Source organism: Moraxella canis, assembly GCF_034424565.1.
GTDB classification, from domain to species: Bacteria; Pseudomonadota; Gammaproteobacteria; order Pseudomonadales; family Moraxellaceae; genus Moraxella; species Moraxella canis.
In genome coordinates this window covers 20,507-40,572 of record NZ_CP139961.1, presented here as the reverse complement: position 1 = coordinate 40,572, position 20,066 = coordinate 20,507, and the positions used below count along the sequence as shown (strand labels likewise).

Genomic DNA, 20,066 nt, shown 5'->3' with positions numbered 1-20,066 from the left:
TTAAAAAGGAGCAAGAGGAGCAAGAGGAGCTTGATGAGAACTTAGAAACCATTGGCAAAACCACCGCTGCTGCAGGGGTGCAAGCAGTTGCCACAGCAGGGAATATTCTGGCAGGTCAAAGTCTTACCCAAATCATCCAAGGTGCCAAAGCCCCTGCCAAAATGGCAAAAGTCATCCAAGACTACCCAGAAGTAGGTGCTATATTAGATGCCTATCAAAAAGGTGAGTATCACAACCTCACCCTAAGCCAAGGAGCCCTACAAGCACTAGCCGATGCCACAGGGGTGAGTACAGAAGTACTGCTTACTAGCATCACCGCCCACCAAGGCATACAAGGAGCCACCAATAAAGAACTGACCGTCATTGACACTCATGATGAACTAAGACAAGACAGTATCCAAACTTTAGCTCATGAACTAGACCATGTGCGAGGAGGTAAGAATGAAACCTTAGCAGATCTAGCAGGACTTGCCGCCAAACTTAACACCGATGCTGCCATCATCGCCAATCAAGATACAATCAATCCCATCAAAGCACAGCTTGGGGATGGCACAGACACCCTGACCACTGCTCAAAACCAAGCCCTACTCAACCAAAACAATCAAACCTTTATAGAGAACCATGAAGGGAAAGAGGGGGAGTGGAGTTATGATCATTGGGGCAGCATTGGTAATAATTGTGGGGATGCTGGCGAACGAGGTGTTAGAAACAGCTTTCTCATTAGTAATCAAGAGGCGTTGATTATTAAGGATGCATTATCTATCGCACTTCCTGCTTTAGATTCGTTGGAATTGGCTAATAAATATAAAAATGCCAAAACTGATTCTGAAAAACAAGCAATTTTAGCTTCTGCATTGAGTATACCTGTTAATAAAACTGGAAAAATATTAAAAGCGGTCAAGTCTGGCAATAAAGCTGATGTGGCAAAAGAAATGACAGCCGCTCAAAAAAGACATGAGGCTTACCTTAAACATAGCGCTAAATGGAGTTCTGGAAGTTTTAAAGATGCCTATAACAGATTAACACCTGGGGCAAAAGGGGTTGTAAGTAATGATAGAGTTAAAACTCGCTATACCAGCTCTGATGGGCGGTACATTATAATCAAAGATAATGAAAATAGTTATTATCGCATTTATGATAATAACAGAAACCAATACCTTGATAACAATGGCAACGTTGTTTCCACTGGTTCTAGAAGAGGCAACGATGCCAAAGACTATGTTCAGCAACAAACCCATATTAAGGATACAGATGGTGATTAATACTAAGTTATGCCCCATCTTTTGCTTAACAAAAGATATAGAGATAGCAGAATTTCATGAAATGATCGATTGGGCTTATAAAAATAAAGATGAAAAAACTGTTCTTATCTTAGATGAAAAAGATGTTCAGTATTATCAAGATAAAGGATTGTGGGAAATCATATCCAATGAAACAGGAAATTGGCTATTTGGACCTTATGAAGAAGAGTGGGTTTTAGATTTTGATATTATGAAAAACATAATAAAATCAATTCACAAAAATAATATTCATATTGATGAAAATATTGAAAAAATATTATCTATATTGGATTATGCGATTATAAATAAAAAATCGGTTATTTTTTATTTATAAGCTGACATTTATAATTTTATAGAAATAAAGACATTGAACTTATTAGACAAGGTTATGGTACGCCAAAAAAAGGTTCTAGTGGTGAAAAACACAAATCAGATCATATTAAAAAAGCAGAAGACATTTTGAATATCCTTAAAAAGGAAGAAAAAAAGATTAAAAATAGCACCTTAAGCCAGGCTGACAGAGAGGCATTGCTTTTAAGGATTGATAATTTAAGAAACTCTATTATGCCTGCATATCAAAAAGCCAAGCAGAGAAAAAAGTCAACTGGGAGTGAATAGCAATGGCATCTTATGAAGCTTACGAAAATATGGTTAAAATAGTAGATAGTATGGATGATGATAATCGTGTATTGATCATGCCTTATGACTTTAAAGGCATTGATTTACATGAAATCAAGGAGTTCCAGAGATTTAAATTTCGAGCAAATAATTCAAATCTTTGGGAATTTGAGCATCCTTTAAAAGAATATTCTTTCGAGCTTGGTTTTTATTATAGTAGTTGTTTCTTACACGATATTGTACCAGATGATAAGTTGTATGAAATACTTAAATTATTATTGGTGGGTATAAGTCTAAGTAACTTTGTTGCTTTATTTCCTTGCTATGTACACTATTTTGACCATAAAGATTATCGGAGCATTGCAGAGTTTTTATTCCAGTTAATACAAGATAATAAACATGATCATCTGGTATGCGATACGATTAGATTTTTTATTTCTGAGGCACTTGTTGGCGAATGCTTAATTAAATGGCAAGATATTCCAGAAGATGTGAGATGCATTATTGATAATATTGACTATGAAGAAGTGACCGCTGAAGAGATTGAATATTGGGGTGTTGAATTTACAGATCATTCTGAATAAGAACCAAAATTAATCTTAATGCCCATATAGATGCCATCACCGATGGCGACTTAACCGACGTCCTCCAAAACCAAGACATCCTAAATGAGCTCAACGCACAGCTGACTCAAGGCACTCATGCCGATGGTAGCAGTGTTTATCTCACCCAAGGCACGGTTAATGACCAAGGTCAAGAAGTCAAAGGTCAAGCCAATGTTGACAAGGGACACACCTATCTCAACATTGACTACATAGACACCACCCTAGAAACCCTAAACCATGAAATCGCCCACCACAATGGCTTGGGTGAAGCTTCTGCTACAGCTATGGGCAAAATCGGTAACTTTGCATATAATATTGGCGTAAGTTTCAATCAAGAGGATATAGGCACCCATAGACAAACCATCACACCAACTGCTCAAACCCTGCAAAGCTTAAGTACCGATGAACAACTTGCCATCACACAAGACAATCAAGCACTCCTCAATGCCAATGAGGTGCAAAGAGCTTGGGAGATGGAGAGTGGGGATGAGTTTGAGGATAAAACTGTTGCTGGTCAGATTGGTACCAATAGACAAGAAAGCGAAAAACAACATAAAGCAAAAATTTGTCAAGCTGCAGAAGTATCTAAGGATATGTGTGCTAGATATCAAAATGATAAGAAAACAACTTGGAGTTCTTATGATATCGCTCAATGGCAAATACAAGGGAGTGGTTTTTTACACAGAAAAAAAGAAATGTTTGTGTCGGATTATAAAAATGAGATTGTGAAGTATGCCAAACAATACGATATACCTCCTGAGTTATTGGCTGGTGTTGTATATAGTGAGTTTGGGGGAGATCCTTTATTTATAGATGATATAGGATACGGTACACGCTCCGTCTTAAACTCTGTTGGTATTGGTAAACCAGCTGACAAAACATCGTTTGGCAATATAAGCATTCAAATTACTAGGGTGAGAGAGGTTCATCCTACTTGGGGTGATGCCAAGATTATAGCATCCTTAAAGATTCCAGAAAAAAATATTGAGTTGGTAGCAGAACATCTAAGAATAGCTCTAAATGTGGATTATAGTGGCATTCCAGCAAAAGATATGGGCGATGAACATATTAGAATTGCTGGTGCAAGATATAATCGAGGGCTGGAGTTAACAAAGGAAGAAATTATGCAAAATACCTCATACGGAGACAGCATCTTAAAAAGAAAGTCCAGAATAAAAGAGTTGATAAAATGAAAATAATTAATATTGTATTATCCATTTGCATTTGTTTTCTTATATTTTTCTTTCTAAATAGGTATGATTCTTGGGGTATTTCCGAGGGAATATGTATTTATCAGGACAGCTCCGTAGGTGTCGCCCTACTATTATCCTCTATTTTGTTTTTGTTAAATTTTTTATTTTTCTTATTTTGGTTTTTCTTTAAACGCAAAAAATCAACCACCAACATTATATTTATTGTTATCTCTATTTGTCTTTTGATGTATTGGTATCCTGTAACGTACAACTATTCAATAGATGCTCTATTAAAATACACCAATATCCAAATAGAACAACTTGGTGGAGTTGCTAGATGTGAATTGCAACGTAATAATGACGTAAGGTTATATGAGTTGCAGAAACCCTAAACCATGAAATCGCCCACCACAATGGCTTGGGTGAAGCTTCTGCCACAGCCATGGGCAAACTGGGTAATTTGGCGTATAATATCGGTACCAGTCTGAATAAAGAGGACATCAATACTCATAGACAAGGCATCACACCAACACGCGACTATCTGGCTACCCTAAGCAGTGATGAACAGCTTGCTTATCATGCAAGCAACCAAGCACTCTTGGATGAGAATAAGGGGCAGTTAGAGGGAGAGAAGGAGAGTGGGGATGAGATACTAAATCATTCTGCTGGAACGGCTTCTGTGGTAGGAAATAGAAGACAACGAGAAGAAAATTGTCGCTTAGCCAATGTCTCTGCAGAAAACTGTGACCAGTACAATCGTTATTTGGTTGGACAGGTGTTCAAAGAAGCTGCATTGCTGATTGTTCCAACCGAAGTGTATGAGATTATTCCTATAGGCAAAGGTTTTGGAGTAGTTGTTAAGGGTTCAAAAAAAGCCATAGCGATTTTTAAAAGCAAAGATGAAGCGCAGAGGGTGTTAGATGAGACGAAGAGAGTTTCTAGAACAGATACGCCAGATGGGTATGAACCTGATAATGATTCATTTAGCAACCGTGTGAGTGGAAATAGGGAATATTATAATTTTAACTTAATGACGAAACAACAGGCTGAAGAGATTGCAAGCAAAATTAAGAAACGCTCTCCCGTTCAAGTTCCCAGTAATGCGATTCAGAAAATTGAACAGAAACCCGCTGGCTATGCACAAATAAAGTATACATGGACCGAAAATGGTGTTAAGTATGAATCTAGATGGCATACTAGAACTCCTGGAGCACCTGCAAATCAAACCAATTCCTGGGTAGTTACTAGAAAAACTCAAGGTAGTAGAACGCAAAAGGCGGGAGAAACTGAATATTTATTAAATAATGGTAAATGGATCTCTGAGTCTCAGTGGAATCACGCATTAATGTTAAGGCGTCAAGGTAGAGAAACTCAAGAAAGTAGAGAAATTCTAGATAGGGGGCATATCAAAGATGTTGAATGATTCAGGCATTTTTATTATTGAAGGCGTAGATGTATATAATTATTACGACAGTGATTATTACGGTATGTCAGCTTATATATTTCGTTATACAAATAACGGTGAAAACTTTTTATTTACACTACCTAGTTTTTATTTTGAAGAAATTTTAAAAATAATGTCAGAGCTAATTAATAGCAATTACTGCTTATTGTTAGAGAAATTTATAGACGCTGGTTTGGATTTTGATTTTGATTTTCAAAATAATGATCTGGGGGGATGGTGGGAAATGCCTGATAAAAAATTATTTTTAGATAATTTAAAATCTATAAATTTTGACAGTACAAACCTATGCTTTATTGATGATGAATGCCATCTTGAACTTATTAGAGAAATACACAAAAACTTGGTAAATTATCTTGATAATAATTATCAGGTTTTTTTACACTATATGTAGATTATTGAATTTAAGCACGGCAGGTTGAGCTGAGCGAATATGAAACCCAACATTTGTGGCGTAACTTATTGAATTCGTTGGCTTTCACTTTGCCCAAGCCTAACCCAAAAACCACAACCCATTAACCACCAACCTCAAAAAGACCCAAACCCATGACTCACATCAACTACCCATCTTACCGTATATTATCCTTACCAACACGATTGGCACTAGCCGTCTCTTTGACCTTATGCTGTTCAGCTTATGCCAATACCCCTGAACAGATCGCCCATCAGCAAATCTTGCTGAATGAACAAAGACAAGCTGTGCTTAACCAATCATTGATGACAAGCCCTAGCGTACAAGTTGATGTGCCTGCCTTTGACCCTGTTGCCAAGATAGATTCTATTCATATTAACAGTCAAGACAGCCAAGATGATTTGCCTTGTTTTACCATCAATCAAATCGCTTATGCACCGCTTAGTGCTGCCGATGCTACGGGTGATGCTGCTACTGGTAGCATGGATTTGAATCAATTTGCTTTTGCTCTTACACCCTTAACACATGGCAAGCGTAGTGTACTGGGTCAATGCTTAAACATCAATGACATTCATCGCATAACTCGTGATGTACAAAACCGCCTCATCGAGCGTGGCTTTGCCACCACCAGAGTCTTTATCGGCGATCAAAACTTATCTGACGGTCAGCTTGTCTTGACTGTCGTGCCAGGTGTTATTGGACAGATTAAGGCAGATACGGCAAATAGTCCCAAACCTATTTATACAGTTTATACAGACCCCACAGGACTGCCTGCCAATTTTAAGACTGCTTTGCCTTTTAAAGAGGGTGATGTACTAAACATCAGACAGCTTGAAACCGCCCTTGAAAACCTAAAACGCGTGCCAAGCTCTGATGCTGATTTTGCCATCATGCCAAGTGAGACTGGTAAGGTGGGGGCAAGTGATGTACTCATCAAATACACCGCATCCAGAAAAGTGCGAGGCAGTCTTAGCCTTGATGATTCAGGCTCAAAAACCACAGGTAAATATCAAGGCAGTGCCACTATTAGCTTTGATAACCCCACTTGGCATAATGACTTACTCTACTTAACCTACAGCCGTGATTTGGGCAATCGCATCAATAAAGATGAATATACCAATAAGACCGACAAAGGCGGTAGTGAAAACTACGGCATAGGTTATGTCCTACCCATTAAAAATACTGTCTTTAATGCCAATGCCAGTCATTACACCTATCATCAAACCGTGGCAGGGGTGAATCAAGATTATATATACAGCGGTGATTCTGATAACATCAGTCTAAATGCCAGTCACTTGGTGCATCGAGGTGCCAAGAGCAAAACATGGCTTAATTTGGGCGGCTTTACCAAATCACAAAAAAGTTATATTGATGATACCCAAATCGATGTACAGCGCCGCAAAATCTCAGGCTGGACGGCAGGCATTCGCCATGAGACACGCCTAGGACAAAGTCAGCTAAATACAGATATCAGCATACAGCGAGGTACAGGGGCATTTAATGCCTTAACACCACCTGAGAGTCTGTTTAACGAAGGTACGGCACGCACACCGATTTATAAACTTAATCTCAACTTCGCCACGCCCATCAAAATGGGCAACAACTACCAAGCAGGTTATCAGGCAAACCTAAAAGCCCAATATGCCCAAGAAGCCCTAGTACCCAGTGAGCGAATGAGTATTGGCGGACGATACAGCGTGCGTGGCTTTGATGGTGAGCGGACACTGTCAGGTGATATGGGAGCAATCCTGCGCCAAGATGTCAGCTTTCCCATCAAACAATCCAATCACAGCCTATATCTGGCTCTAGATGCTGGCAGTATCGCCATGCAAAACAAAGAACAAGACAAGCTGCTACTTGGACACACCCTCATCGGTGGGGCAATCGGCATCAAAGGGCAAATCAAGCCACTACGCCTAAACTACGACTTCTTTGCAGGACATCCCATCAGACAGCCTAAGTATTTTGGTGATAAAGATTGGGTCGGTGGGATGAGTTTGGGGATGGAGTTTTAACCAAACAGCTTTTAAACCAGCAACAAATAAATCCTGCGTAAGCCATCAGTTGGGCATTGGCTTGGCTGGTGGTTTTTTGTCAGGCGATCAAATAAGACTAGAATAAGTGGTCACATGAAGAATGGAATGGGTGGTCATTTGAGGTGGAATGTGCAATATATTTTCTTTTACCATAGTAAATATTTCTTTTTTTGGAAGAGATGATTAATGAGGATGAAGCAATTTTTGGTAAAAATATTGTACTGGGGTGCTCATTGTCGCATCTCCCTAATTAAATACCCTTCAAGCAAAGATACCACCGAATAGTTGGTGTTTATTTGAATATATTTGGCGATCTCGATAATTGTGGCTGAATTGCGGGCCAATCTATCTTCCAGCTCAGAAATTCTGTCTCCAAGCTCTTTATTTTTCTTAACTAATGCAGCTTTAGAGTTACGCCCAGCTTCTAATTCAAGAGTAGTGGGGTTTGGCTCAAACTCCAGATACTGTTTGTATTTATATCGTTCGATTAGCTCTTTTCTTCGATGCGTACTTAGGATGCTCAAGCCACTATTTTTAATTAATCCCTTCGCTTTTAATCGCGTATATAAGCTTGAAGCGCTAATAGGGGATTGCTCAATTCCTTCTATCATCATTAATTGCAACTCCTTTTCAATCTCTATATCAAATGCTTTGCCTCTCATTACGATACCTCGTTAATCTTATGCTGCTCCAAGGCGAACAGCTGTGCCAATGTTTTAAAAGAAGTTGTCGCATCGAGAATCCGATTAATTTGCACAACATTCAATGATTTTAGATATTGAGCCAAATTCACCTGAAGATGAGTTAAGTTTTCTTTCGAATGATTCATGCGTGCCAATGCTTTATCATAGCCAGATGTAGTTTCTTGCAAATCTTCTAAAATTTTTATCTGATCTTCCAATTGAACTCGTTTTATAGGAAGCTTTGCGTATTCATCCATACGGCCTGTCAATGTAAAATACGGACAAGATTCGCCAGACTGACATTTTAAACGGTATATACACCCCCAATTTAGGATTTGCTTTACACAAAATCCAGTTGGTAAGGGGTGGATTTGTGCGTTTTTTTGAGAAACTTCCTCCAACTCTACATCATCACCCAGTTCATCCAGTGCAGCCTGACAGCTCACCAAGGTATCAGAGAGAGGATCGGCACTGCTTCGCAAATACGAGACAAAGTCCTTACTGTCATCAAAAGTACCTAAACCAACCTTCAAGTTTGTTTCCAAATCAAGATTTGAATTATAAGCAATACAGCCTGTTTTTTCCACAATTTCTTGTGGTGTAATGTAATCAAACTCACCAATCTCTAAGCTGTCAGTTAAAACTGCAGATAAATGAACAGTTTTTGCTAGCAGGTTCTCTGTTAGATGCTGATAATGATGGTTTTGTCTGATATCGAGCCGACCCATTAGCATGGCTTGCAAATGATCTTCAACCCCAGCAATTGCCAAAAAGGTATTAATATTATGTCTAGGAATGTGAGTTCTTAATTTACTAATACTGCCATCTGGCTCAACAAGATTGTATTTCTGAAAAATCGAGGTATTTCTGCCAGCACCCAAAAAATCATTCATGACCTTATTCGTGAATGGAATGGGCACTGTTTTAAAGATTAGCTGCCTATTCATTGATACAGAACCCTTAAAATGCAAAAATAAAAGCTCCTCATGGCGAACTGAATATGATTTTCCATTGTCATTCCATTGATGAATACAAGGATTGAATTTATTACATCCAGAAGAAATAAATTCTTCTTTAATCATATTTTCAATATCATCTCGGTGATAAAACACCTCACCATAATTTTTCATTCTCTCTTTTATTTCTGGAACACCTTTATTTTTCAATACCTTGCGGATATTATCTCTAGCGGCACCCATACCTCGTGTCTCAATGGATTTACTTTCAAAAAAATAATTCAATATATCATCCCTATCCAAATATTCTTCCAAAAACAAACTGGTACTCGTAGGAATAAAGCTTTGAAACTTTTGAATGCGTAAATCCGTCAAAATATCACGCATCGGCTTCGTAATATGCAGCACATTTTGATAAATCATTTCAACAAGAGGAATGGCTATTGGCTCTATCCAATGAACTCTTTCACCAGCACCTTTGGCACCTTGATATTTAATCCCTAAATGGTAAGTGGATATGCCTTTTTTTCTAAATCTTTCTTTCAGCTCAGGATCGGGTATAGATCTTTTTACCAATGAGTCAAAACGTAAATTGCAAACTTCAACAGATCGAAACCCTGTAATAATAAGCAATAAGAGAAAATTCAATGCCAATCGCTCCCCGTCTGTACGAACACGATGCATCAACTCAATTACATTAATAAATGTTGTAATTGAAATCAAATAATTCTCACCCTCAATATCAAAACCGCCAAAGGCTTGGCGATTTTCCTTCTGTCGCTGCTTGAGAGCCTTATCGGTCATTGAGCTTATGCTAAGATAAGGGCTGTCTGAGACATAACTCAACTTGGATTGAGTAAAGTTTAAAAAATTGACATATCGCTGTAATGCAACACACAAACCTTTGTGATCTGGTAGTCCGTTTGCATTTTTGAGATCAGCTGTGCTAAGCGAGGCCATAGCATGTTCAAGAATTTTTGTTTCCAAATAAACTGGATGTGATTTGCCAAATAAGAGCAGGGCGGCATACCAACGTTTTAACATAATTAATACTTTAACAGCTTGGGCGGCAGAGATAGATCCACCGTTTTTGCGATACCTAGCTACAAGAACAGCTTTCATAAAATCCCTATACGATAAATCTGAAATATCCATAAGGCTATTTAATATTCCTTTTATTCTGCCAATTTTTTTAAAATTGAGCACTTGGCTACCATTTCCCTGCAGCCAACCAGTTCCCTTTCTCCCTATATGCCATACATCATCTTTCCATGCATGAGTGCAATCTTGTGTAAGGTATTGATGATAGAAACTTTCTTGTTCATCAATAAATTTTTCAAAGTTTTTGAAGCATAATGTCAAATCATTTTGAATCATTATCTTTCCCCAATGCATGTATGTGACAGCGGTTAATAACTGACTGTATTTCAATTAGTGTCATTTCATACGATTGAACAAGTGGATTGTTTGCTCTGCCAACGCTGTCAGACAGCTTGACTAGGGCGTCATATTCATCTTGGGTGCTTTTTAGTAACTTCTCATGATTTCCATCATCAAATGGCCGAAAGTATAAACAACCATAACAGTTACGCACCATGGAAAAAGGACAGTCGGTTTCATATGTACAGCCACCAAGCTCGGTATGCATCTTGCCGCCAATAAAATTTGCAACTCTTACTCCTGACCATGTTTTAGACTGTACGATACTTCCGGTCATCATCATTGCGATCATATTTTGCCAAACAGCATTACCACCAAGAGCCTGATGCCTAATCATGGCAAGTTGTGGTGTTGCCTCAATATAGTTCTTTGCCGAAACTAAAGATGCATGACCTAAAATGTAGGATATTTCCTCAGCACTAACCCCTTGCATAGCTAAACTCTGTCCAACATTATGTCTAAAATCGGACGCACAGAGACTGGGTTGTGCCACCAAACCATCTTTTACAGCCGCCTGATAGTCAGCAGGACTTAATTTAAGAATTGCTTTATTGATAGCATAATACACCTGTAATGGCGAGGATGAATGCTTGGGAAATAACTTATCCTCTCCACCTAATGATTGCTGCTGGATATAGAACCTCAAAATTTCACCGACCTCTGGCGGTATAGCAATGAGTATTTTATCCAACCTAACTTTGGTTTGCTTGGCATAAGAGATATACAAGCTGTATTTGGGGGTTTTGCTGGACACTAAATCAACACGAACATCTTTTGCTTGCAAATTAGCAATTTGGCTTGGTCTAGCTCCGCAAATATAGCAAATAGAAAGTATGCACATGCCCATCAAATCAGCAATTGACCTTTTAGTGTCAAATTTGAGCTCATTTGACACTAAAGATGCGTGGAATTTAATCAATCCAGTTGCAATGAAGTTTTTTGTAAATACATTAATTGCGTCCGTTTCTGTATTGCTATAAATACCGCCATGCGCAGCAGTAGGGCGAGGTATGAATTCCAGTCCATCATAGTTGCTAGGTGAAAAACCATCCATGCTTTCAAAGCACAAAATTTTAATACCAAAGAGAATGGAGGCAAACTCGTTTAAATTCTTGCAATGAGAAGATAGATAATCTTTCAGTACTAGAAAGTTAAATTCACCGACATTTTCACAGTAATTCAGGCACTAAGACCAGTGAGCACAAACAGACTGCAGGGTGCTTGCCAAATTAATCGACGCATACTTAAAACACAAGTATTTCAGCAACTTTGACTGCAAATAATCTTTCGGAAAATTAACATACACTCTACTGCCAGAATAATAAATTCTCCAGTTGTTGCTTTTTGTTACTATCCATTTATCATCAAAATATCTTGCATATGGCAAAAATATTTTTTCAGGGATTTGTGTTTTTTCGATAAAAAGCTCTTGCTGCTCGGTAAACATTTATTCAAAATCCTCCAATGATAGGGTGAAGTCCTGTTTTTCATACTTTAAGCGTTTCAGATTGGCATCATTTGCATTTTCAAAAATAAAGCGTTTGGCGTATAAATCTGGCATAGTACTCTTTTGACTCCAACCACCCAAACTACGTAATTTCCCTTTTGCATCATCCATAATTCCTTGTATGCTGAAACCAACTCCATTTATCTGAGCTTTTTTAAGATTTTGTCTTTCAGTTTCGAGATAGAAATTTTTTAATGTTCTATACGCCCAGGTGTGACGAGTTGTATGCGGTGTAAACTTTGGCATAGAGCTCAGTCCATCATAGAGTACTGGATCAAGTTTGATCTGATTCTTAATCACTTGATCAATCTGTGAAAAAATTCCATATACTGCTCGGTATGTTAATGGCGTATCATGTTTTTTGGCATCCGATAAAAAAAGAAAATTGGAGCCACTGCTTTTATCCCTAAACTTCAGAATATATAATTGCAAATTTTTATAATCTTCATCAGCAAGATTTAAAACTCTAATGGAATGCACATTTTTAACAGAAGGGCGTTGTCTCCTAGGATCGTGCGCTCTCCCGCAGTTTATTTTAAGCAAGGAAGAGGTAGCAGTCTTCTCAATTGACCCCAATTCTAAAGACAATAATTCACCAATTCGAAGTCCGTATTTAAACATTAAATCAATTATTAGATAATTTCGAACCTGCAAAGCTTGTGTTTTAAACGGATTTAATGCATTTGGATTCTTGACTGTGCTAGGTCGAATAATTTGGCGCACAATCGCTTCGGCAAAATTATCCAAGCTACCAAACATAAAATTGCGTGGTCTTTTTTTGACCATGGCACCAAAATAACGTTTAAGCTCCTGTAAGCGGCTTAATTCATGAAATGATGACTTGTTGCTATTTAAAAGATTAACAATAAATTCAAAAAAGCAACATACATCTAACACTTGCTGTGCCAAGGAAGCAGCCGAAGTCTTTGACAAAGGTGTGTTATCTATATACTTATCAACCAGATACATGTGAAATATTTCAAGCTCATATGGCAAGAATGAAAAATTTTTGCCAGATTTAGACACTGAATAGCAAAAAGTATAGCCAGTCTTGTTATGCCAATATTCATAGAAACGACGGATGTGCAATAGAATATTCTGTTGTGTCGCTGGAGCTCTATCCACGAGTTTATTTGCACAATACAGCATCGGATACAGCAACGGCAGAGTAGTCTCACAATCAATAAGTACAAACATGCGCTTGTTCAACACTTCAATCTTTTGAATAATAAACATGGAAATCCACCGATATTTTGAACTATATGAACTAAATGGTACATAAAATATTTTACTTGAAAAACTTAATATATCAAGAAATTCAAGTTCAAATTATTTTCATTATATATCATATAGTTACAAAATAATTATGAACTAATATTACACCAAATATTATTTAACATAATATATATTATACGAAGTATAAGCAATCAATCCAAGAAAGCGTAATTTGCTTTCTTGGATTGATTGTGGGATTATTAGTGGCTCATTGAGTGGTCAGATTTGCCCAGAGCTTTTCAAGGCGCTTAGCAGATACTGGCTGTGCCGTTTTCATCGGCTGTGCAAATAAATTAATGCGATACTCTTCAACAAGCCAACGATATTCTGCAAACTTAGGATTTTTGGCACACGTCGCCAACCGCTCCATGTGCGCATCTAATAGATAAACAGCATCCAAATCCGCCTCCAAATTATGCTGCAGCCTATCCAGACGAATATTTAGCGCCTGTAGATAACGCGGATACTGACGCCAATGCTGATAATCGGTCTGATACACAAAATTAGCCAACTGCAAGTCATCAAGCTGATCTTCAATGTCTTCGATATTCTCACCGAAGATTTCTTGATCTAGCATCAAAAGCTTGCCGCGGGCTGTTTGCCATGCGGTATAAATCTCTTTTAAATTTCTTAATATTTCTTGACCAACCAATAAAAAATTCTTTAAAATCAAGTCCTGACAATATTCAAACTCACGCTCATCAAGTGGCAAATGTGCGATGAGCCATTGATTATGCGCCGTTATTAGACCTGCAATCGCCGCTCTAGCATGGTCGCCATGTTTGCTGACAGGCTGACGATCAAAATCTTGACCATGTTCATACAGGCAAGCCTCCAAAGTCGCATATACGACAATATTTTTTAGTTTTTCTAAATCACCAAGCGGCGCAAAAGCCAGTTTAAACGCTTTATCAATTTGACTTGTCAGCTGCTTTTGTTTGGCACCCAAACGACCCTGAATGAGCGCCAGAATGCCCTTTTTATGTTCAGCCAAAGCAGCATTAATCTCTGTGAATGTCGCAATAAAAACCGCACTTTGGGTAGCGTCTGCTTTGAGCGCGGAAAACTCTTGCATGACAATGCCTGATGTGTGCTTATTTTTGACAAAATTAAAATGCTCGGGGAAATGATGGTGTAGCCCCTGCTCAACAGCGATACTTTGAACACTGGTTTTACGGTGGCGCGCCTGTAATCTAACCAGGTCGCGGCTTTTTTCGATCACACGGTTTTTATCATCCACCACACAAATCAATGGGCGCAGGTAATCTTCAACCTTATCAGGCGCAAAATCTTGAACTTGTGTGTGCACACCGAGCGTCTTTAGTGCCGCCACAAGCTGATCTAATAAGCCCGTCTTTGAGCTTGCATCTAATTGGTGAAAAATCTTTTGGCATGTATCTGGAATGGGCACGATTTGTCGGCGAATTTCTTTAGGCAGTGTTTTTAATAATTGCAATACCAATTCATAGCGCCATCCTGAGATGCCCCAAAGCAGCGCCACAGGATCAAGCTGCGCCAATGCTTTGATGGGCACTCGCACAGTCACACCATCGTCATCAGCAGCTGGGTCAAACACATACGACAGCGGCAGGCGCACGCCGCCCAAATGCCAGCTTTCAGGAAACTCTCGGTCATCATCGACAGATTCATTAAGGACATCTTCATCGCTAAAATGCAAAAAGTTGGGCGTTTTGTTTTCAGCGTCATGATAAAATTCTTCAAAACTTTTGCGACTGGCGACATGATCAGGGATTTTGGCGTCATAAAATTGATATAAGCGTTCTTCATCAACCAATAAATCTCGGCGTCTAAGCTTATCTTCAATACGCTCAATATCTTTGATTTTATTGGCATTATCTGCCAAAAATTTCATATGCGTCCCATATTGATTGGCAACCAAAGCATCACGAATAAAGATTTCTCTGGCTTGCACCAAATCAATTTGTTCAAAATTCACAAGCTCTTTGGCGATGACGATCAGTCCAAACAAGCTGATCTGAGCATAGGCACGCACACGCCCTGCTTTTTTTGACCAATGCGGCTCAAAATAATGATATTTTAATAAATTAGGAGCAGCTTTGATGATCCATTCAGGTTCAATCTTAGCCAGTGTGCGCATATAAACTTGAGAAGTTTCCACCACTTCAAACGCCATCACCCACTCGGCACCCTTTTTATGAAGCGTGCTGGCAGGAAAAATGCGGGCTTTTTGGCTGCGTGCCATCAAATATTCGCCCACCGTATCGGTTTTGTGTGCCACAAATGACAAAAGCGCACTCAAAAGCGCACGATGAATATTGGCATAATGAATGCTTGTCTTATCATCAATGTCATGTTTTAAGGCTTTGGCGCCCACGAGCGCTTGCTTGATAGATTTTTGACGAGCGGTGCCAGACTTAAGCGATAATCGAACGCCCTTTTTGGTATCGACTTGCGCACCATTTTGGATATTTTTTCGTTTATTAATCTCAAAACCCATCTCCGCCATCATCTCGCTGAGCTGCCTGTGGGTTTTTTGCCATTCGCGGATGCGCGCATAGCTAAGATAATGTTTTTTAGCAAAATTGCGGCGAGCATTACTGCCAAGCACTTGGTTGTCATTGGTTGCATGCTTATCAAATAGCGCTGCAAACAATTCTAAATAAAATAAAAAATCTGAATCGTCTTTACGAAATAATGCGTGCTTTTGATCAGCTTGGGCTTGTTTATTGATTGGGCGTTCACGCACATCTTGAACTGCCAATGCCGATACGATGATCAAAATGTCCGCCAAACAATCAAATGTATCGCCCGCCACAAGCATTCGAGCCAATCGCGGGTCGATGGGCATTTTTGCCATTTGTTGTCCGATTTTGGTCAGGCTGCCAAGCTGCGCGCGACCTTTTTTGGCACGCGTTTTGGTAAAGCTTTTATCATCGAGCGCCCCCAATTCTATCAAAAGCTTGCGACCATCATTCACCAATCGCAAGTCAGGCGGCGTGATGAAGTCAAACGAGCTGACATCGCCAAGCTGAAGCCGCTCCATCTGCAAGATGACCGATGCTAAGTTGGTGCGCAAGATTTCAGGATCGGTAAACTCTGGACGACTATTAAAATCTTCTTCAGAATACAATCGGATGCACACCCCAGGCGCCACCCTGCCGCATCGCCCTTTTCTTTGATTGGCGGCGGCTTGACTGATCGCTTCGATGGGCAGTCTTTGGATGCGCGAGCGGTAGTTATAGCGAGACACTCTGGCAAAACCTAAGTCAATCACATAGCGAATATTCGGCACCGTCAGCGCAGTTTCTGCGACGTTTGTCGCGATGACGATACGCCGCCCTTTGCCTGAAGGCGCAAAGATCCTTTGCTGCTCGCCATAGCTTTGGCGCGCAAATAACGGCAAAATCTCAGTATGGGCAGGCGCGTATAATGTCAGAACTTCTTGCAGCTCACGGATTTCAGCTTCTGTTGCCGCAAAAATGAGAATATCTGCCTGATCTGGATGCCCTTTGGCGCGCGCATCTTCAAAGCATTCATTGACCGCCGCTGTCAATGCACGCGGCAAATTATCCTCAATGTCATCAAACGCATCATCATCTTGGCTTGATACGATGGTATCAGTCAAGGGGCGATAGCGCACCTCAACAGGATGGCTGCGACCCTCAACGACATACACAGGTGCAGGCTTGCCACGCACCGCAAAATATTCAGAAAACCTTTGAGTATCTAAAGTGGCGGAAGTGATGATGACTTTCAGATCAGGGCGCTTGGGCAGAAGACGCTTTAGATAGCCCATGATAAAATCAATATTTAAGCTGCGCTCGTGTGCTTCATCAATGATGATGGTGTCATAATTTGCCAAAAACTTATCAGAGCCTAACTCAGCCAGTAAAATACCGTCTGTCATCAGCTTGACGATGGCGTTCTTGCCGCCTTCTTCGGTGAAGCGGATCTTAAAGCTCACCGTCTGACCAAGCTCTTCGCCAAGCTCTTCGGCGATACGCGTCGCTACTGAGCGTGCAGCCAAGCGGCGCGGCTGCGTGTGACCGATTTGACCAGTGACGCCACGACCTGCCATCATGGCAAGCTTGGGGAGCTGCGTGGTTTTGCCAGAGCCTGTCTCGCCTGCGATGATGACCACTTGATGCTCACGGATCGCTTGGATGAGTGTTTCAGCTTCGGCAGTGACAGGCAAATCATGATTAAGTTTTTCTGACAGATTTTTTGGGATGCTCTCCATGCGCTTGGCGACCTGTTCAGCGGAGCGCTCATAGACGGCGTCATAGCGTATTTTACACTTGGCTTTCAGATCGCCTGTGGTAGAATCCACTTTTTGTTTTAGCTTATATAAATAATGTCTGTCTTTGGCAAGAACGGGTAAATGATCAGTAGAATACATATTTTTAAGTTATTTTTGTCTTATTAAAGGCGTTAAAAGTATCGGTTTAAGTGCATTGATGCATGGGCTTTTGGTTCATTCATGGGTCTATATGAGGGCTTGAATGTATTAATAAACCGTGTATTGTAAATAAAATCATCAAAACCTGCAATTTTCCATTTGGGCGGCGACTTTATGGCGCTAAACTGGCGGCGTCTCGTACTCGCATCTTTAGCAAATCCATTAACTTATGCTATAATGCTAATTATCTTTTTTGCCCAGTTGATTGTCAATTATGAACGAATCCATTAGCCTTATTTCGCTGATCATTGAAGCAAGTATTGTTGTTAAATTGGTCATGGCGCTGCTACTTTTGCTGTCTATGATCAGCTGGGTGCTGATTTTCCACTTGAGCGCTAAAATTGGTGGCGCTGCTAGGTTTGATGAGCGATTTGAGCGGTGGTTTTGGACTGATGACATTGACCGTCAGCTGTCTGTTGTGCAATCAGAATCTGAGCGCACAGGGCTTGAGGCGATTTTTTATACAGGTTTTCATGACCCAAATCATCAAGATGCCCAGCTTAGCGACGATAAAAAAGTACAACTTGTTGAGCGCCGTTTACGCATGGCATTAGGTGGTGAGCAAGTCCGTCTTGAAAAAGGATTATCAACGCTTGCAACGATAGGTTCTGTATCGCCTTATATCGGACTGTTTGGCACGGTATGGGGGATTATGAATGCGTTTATCGGTCTAGGTCAAGCTGAATCGGTTAGCCTTGCGACTGTTGCGCCGAGTATTGCTGAAGCATTAATTGCAACAGCGCTTGGTCTGTTTGCCGCCATTCCTGCGACGATGGCATACAACCATTTTACCGCCAAATCGAATGTACTTTATGAAAATCGTAGCTTGTTTTGTGAAGGCTTAATGAGTGCATTGGTTTTTAATTTGGCAAAAAAGAACACCACATTAACCCCATAGAGCGTATTATGGCAACTTCCAATCGATTCGCCCGCCGTCAAAGACCGCTGAACAGCGAAATGAATGTTGTTCCTTACATTGATGTGATGTTGGTGCTCTTGGTGATATTTATGGTAACTGCGCCGATGCTTGCCACAGGCGTTGAGGTATCACTGCCAAAAGAAGACACCAAGCCCATCACACAAGCTGATGATCTGCCCGTCATTGTCAGCCTTCAGTCAGATGGCAGCTTATATGTCAGCCATAAAAATGCCATTGATGAGCCGATCACATCCGACAGGCTAGATGCGCTGCTACGCCAGATGCATCAAGAAAATGCCAATCTTCAAGTGATGGTCAATGCCGATGCAGATAATCCCTACAGCCAAATCATGCGTATTATGGCATTGATTCAAAATGCTGGCGTCACCCAAGTCAGCCTGCTCAGTGAATCCGCTCAGTGATGCATGACAATGAATAAGGCAAACCAATCAATGCACTCTGATCACAATCAAACAGCAAATTTTGATAAATCTGCGCTAACTTTACCGATTTTAGCCAGTATCTTAGTGCACGCCGTGATCATCATCGCGGTAGCGGCGCCACTGATCACGCCGCCTAAGTCTGATACCGCCATCCAGACCGCTTTGGTCAATCAAGAGGCGTTTAATAGCGCTAAGACAGCCTTGATGACTCATCACGCCAATCAAAATCCAAAGACTGCCAACGCTTCAAGCGCCATCACACCTGGCGACAAAGCGCTCATGCAAGCCCAAACTCAGCGCCGCTATCAGCCTCAGTTCTCAACTTCAGCCTCCACCGTCCAAGCTTATCACCCGCTGCCTGAATCGGCGCCGCTTGAATCAAGCCGACAAAGCGCGCAAGTTGAGCAGGTAAGCCCCCAACCCACTGGTCAGGCAGAATATTCTCATAACGCATCAAGCTCTGAGCAGGCGACTGGTGGCGATCCTGCACCAAGCCGAGCACAAATCAATGCTGCCATCAGCTCGGTCAAGCAGCGCATTGAGTCCATTTGGAAGCGCTATCCCAAGCAGCCTAATCAAACCATCACCTTTCAGGTGAATATCGATCAACAAGGCAATGTCACCTCGATACAATTCGGCGGTGGTCATCCTGATTTGCGCGAATCCGTGGAAGCGGCAGTGTATGCTGCTGCACCGTTTTATGAGCTTGGCGGTATTCGTGATAGTATTCGCTTGCAGTTCACCACAGAGCAGCTTATTATGGATCATAGCCAAACACCCAATGAGCCTTAGTCAC

The 20,066-nt window shown here is 40.5% G+C and carries 16 protein-coding genes; 10 read left to right on the top strand and 6 right to left on the bottom strand.

Annotated elements, in window-relative coordinates:
- The first annotated feature begins 77 nt into the window (after nucleotides 1–77).
- From U0021_RS00145 to U0021_RS00135, 3 genes are all read left to right on the top strand, one after another.
- Nucleotides 78–1,262 (top strand): hypothetical protein, encoded by a 1,185-nt coding sequence (locus U0021_RS00145; protein ID WP_205276491.1) that lies wholly within the window; start codon nucleotides 78–80, stop codon nucleotides 1,260–1,262.
- Complete coding sequence (locus tag U0021_RS00140) at nucleotides 1,252–1,614, top strand: DMP12 family DNA mimic protein (RefSeq protein WP_227538667.1); 363 nt, start codon at nucleotides 1,252–1,254, stop codon at nucleotides 1,612–1,614. Before U0021_RS00145 ends, U0021_RS00140 begins: the two co-directional genes overlap by 11 nt.
- Nucleotides 1,615–1,900: 286 nt before the next feature.
- Complete coding sequence (locus U0021_RS00135) at nucleotides 1,901–2,482, top strand: hypothetical protein (protein WP_114799978.1); 582 nt, start codon at nucleotides 1,901–1,903, stop codon at nucleotides 2,480–2,482.
- 80 nt (nucleotides 2,483–2,562) lie between these two features.
- On the opposite strand, the gene U0021_RS00130 is transcribed toward U0021_RS00135, so the two are convergent.
- Complete coding sequence (locus U0021_RS00130; RefSeq protein WP_264756292.1) at nucleotides 2,563–2,691, bottom strand: hypothetical protein; 129 nt, start codon at nucleotides 2,689–2,691, stop codon at nucleotides 2,563–2,565.
- 72 nt (nucleotides 2,692–2,763) lie between these two features.
- On the opposite strand from U0021_RS00130, the gene U0021_RS00125 reads away from it, so the two are divergent.
- The 4 genes from U0021_RS00125 (at nucleotide 2,764) to U0021_RS00110 (ending at nucleotide 7,585) form a co-directional block, all read left to right on the top strand.
- On the top strand, nucleotides 2,764–3,696 hold the full coding sequence (locus tag U0021_RS00125) for a lytic transglycosylase domain-containing protein (protein WP_162816787.1): 933 nt from the start codon (nucleotides 2,764–2,766) through the stop codon (nucleotides 3,694–3,696).
- Nucleotides 3,697–4,114: 418 nt separating this feature from the next.
- Nucleotides 4,115–5,119 carry a hypothetical protein gene (locus tag U0021_RS00120; RefSeq protein ID WP_162816786.1) on the top strand — a complete coding sequence of 335 codons (1,005 nt, stop codon included), beginning with the start codon at nucleotides 4,115–4,117 and terminating at the stop codon, nucleotides 5,117–5,119.
- A complete protein-coding gene (locus tag U0021_RS00115) occupies nucleotides 5,109–5,552 on the top strand; it encodes a hypothetical protein (protein ID WP_114799974.1) in 444 nt (147 codons plus the stop codon). The genes U0021_RS00120 and U0021_RS00115 overlap by 11 nt, the downstream gene beginning before the upstream one ends.
- Before the next feature lie 152 nt (nucleotides 5,553–5,704).
- Nucleotides 5,705–7,585 carry a ShlB/FhaC/HecB family hemolysin secretion/activation protein gene (locus U0021_RS00110; RefSeq protein ID WP_327037519.1) on the top strand — a complete coding sequence of 627 codons (1,881 nt, stop codon included), beginning with the start codon at nucleotides 5,705–5,707 and terminating at the stop codon, nucleotides 7,583–7,585.
- A gap of 251 nt (nucleotides 7,586–7,836) precedes the next feature.
- Here U0021_RS00110 and U0021_RS00105 read toward each other — a convergent pair whose 3' ends face one another.
- The 5 genes from U0021_RS00105 to hrpA all read right to left on the bottom strand — a co-directional run bounded on the left by U0021_RS00105 (nucleotide 7,837) and on the right by hrpA (nucleotide 17,848).
- Complete coding sequence (locus U0021_RS00105; RefSeq protein WP_114799973.1) at nucleotides 7,837–8,268, bottom strand: hypothetical protein; 432 nt, start codon at nucleotides 8,266–8,268, stop codon at nucleotides 7,837–7,839.
- Nucleotides 8,268–10,622 carry a hypothetical protein gene (locus tag U0021_RS00100; RefSeq protein ID WP_114799972.1) on the bottom strand — a complete coding sequence of 785 codons (2,355 nt, stop codon included), beginning with the start codon at nucleotides 10,620–10,622 and terminating at the stop codon, nucleotides 8,268–8,270. Before U0021_RS00100 ends, U0021_RS00105 begins: the two co-directional genes overlap by 1 nt.
- Complete coding sequence (locus tag U0021_RS00095; RefSeq protein ID WP_114799971.1) at nucleotides 10,609–11,739, bottom strand: site-specific integrase; 1,131 nt, start codon at nucleotides 11,737–11,739, stop codon at nucleotides 10,609–10,611. Before U0021_RS00095 ends, U0021_RS00100 begins: the two co-directional genes overlap by 14 nt.
- Nucleotides 11,740–12,132: 393 nt before the next feature.
- A complete protein-coding gene (locus U0021_RS00090) occupies nucleotides 12,133–13,428 on the bottom strand; it encodes a tyrosine-type recombinase/integrase (RefSeq protein WP_114799969.1) in 1,296 nt (431 codons plus the stop codon).
- A 247-nt stretch (nucleotides 13,429–13,675) separates the two neighbouring features.
- Nucleotides 13,676–17,848, bottom strand: a complete 4,173-nt coding sequence (hrpA, locus tag U0021_RS00085) for an ATP-dependent RNA helicase HrpA (RefSeq protein WP_114799968.1) — start codon at nucleotides 17,846–17,848, stop codon at nucleotides 13,676–13,678.
- Between the two features lie 274 nt (nucleotides 17,849–18,122).
- Here hrpA and tolQ point away from each other — a divergent pair, with 274 nt between their 5' ends.
- The 3 genes from tolQ to U0021_RS00070 are packed head-to-tail and all read left to right on the top strand — an operon-like array spanning nucleotide 18,123 to nucleotide 20,062.
- A complete protein-coding gene (tolQ, locus tag U0021_RS00080) occupies nucleotides 18,123–18,806 on the top strand; it encodes a protein TolQ (protein ID WP_114799967.1) in 684 nt (227 codons plus the stop codon).
- Nucleotides 18,807–18,814: 8 nt separating this feature from the next.
- Complete coding sequence (gene tolR / locus U0021_RS00075; RefSeq protein ID WP_078256266.1) at nucleotides 18,815–19,249, top strand: protein TolR; 435 nt, start codon at nucleotides 18,815–18,817, stop codon at nucleotides 19,247–19,249.
- A gap of 30 nt (nucleotides 19,250–19,279) precedes the next feature.
- On the top strand, nucleotides 19,280–20,062 hold the full coding sequence (locus U0021_RS00070) for a cell envelope integrity protein TolA (protein WP_114799966.1): 783 nt from the start codon (nucleotides 19,280–19,282) through the stop codon (nucleotides 20,060–20,062).
- Nucleotides 20,063–20,066 lie beyond the last annotated feature (4 nt).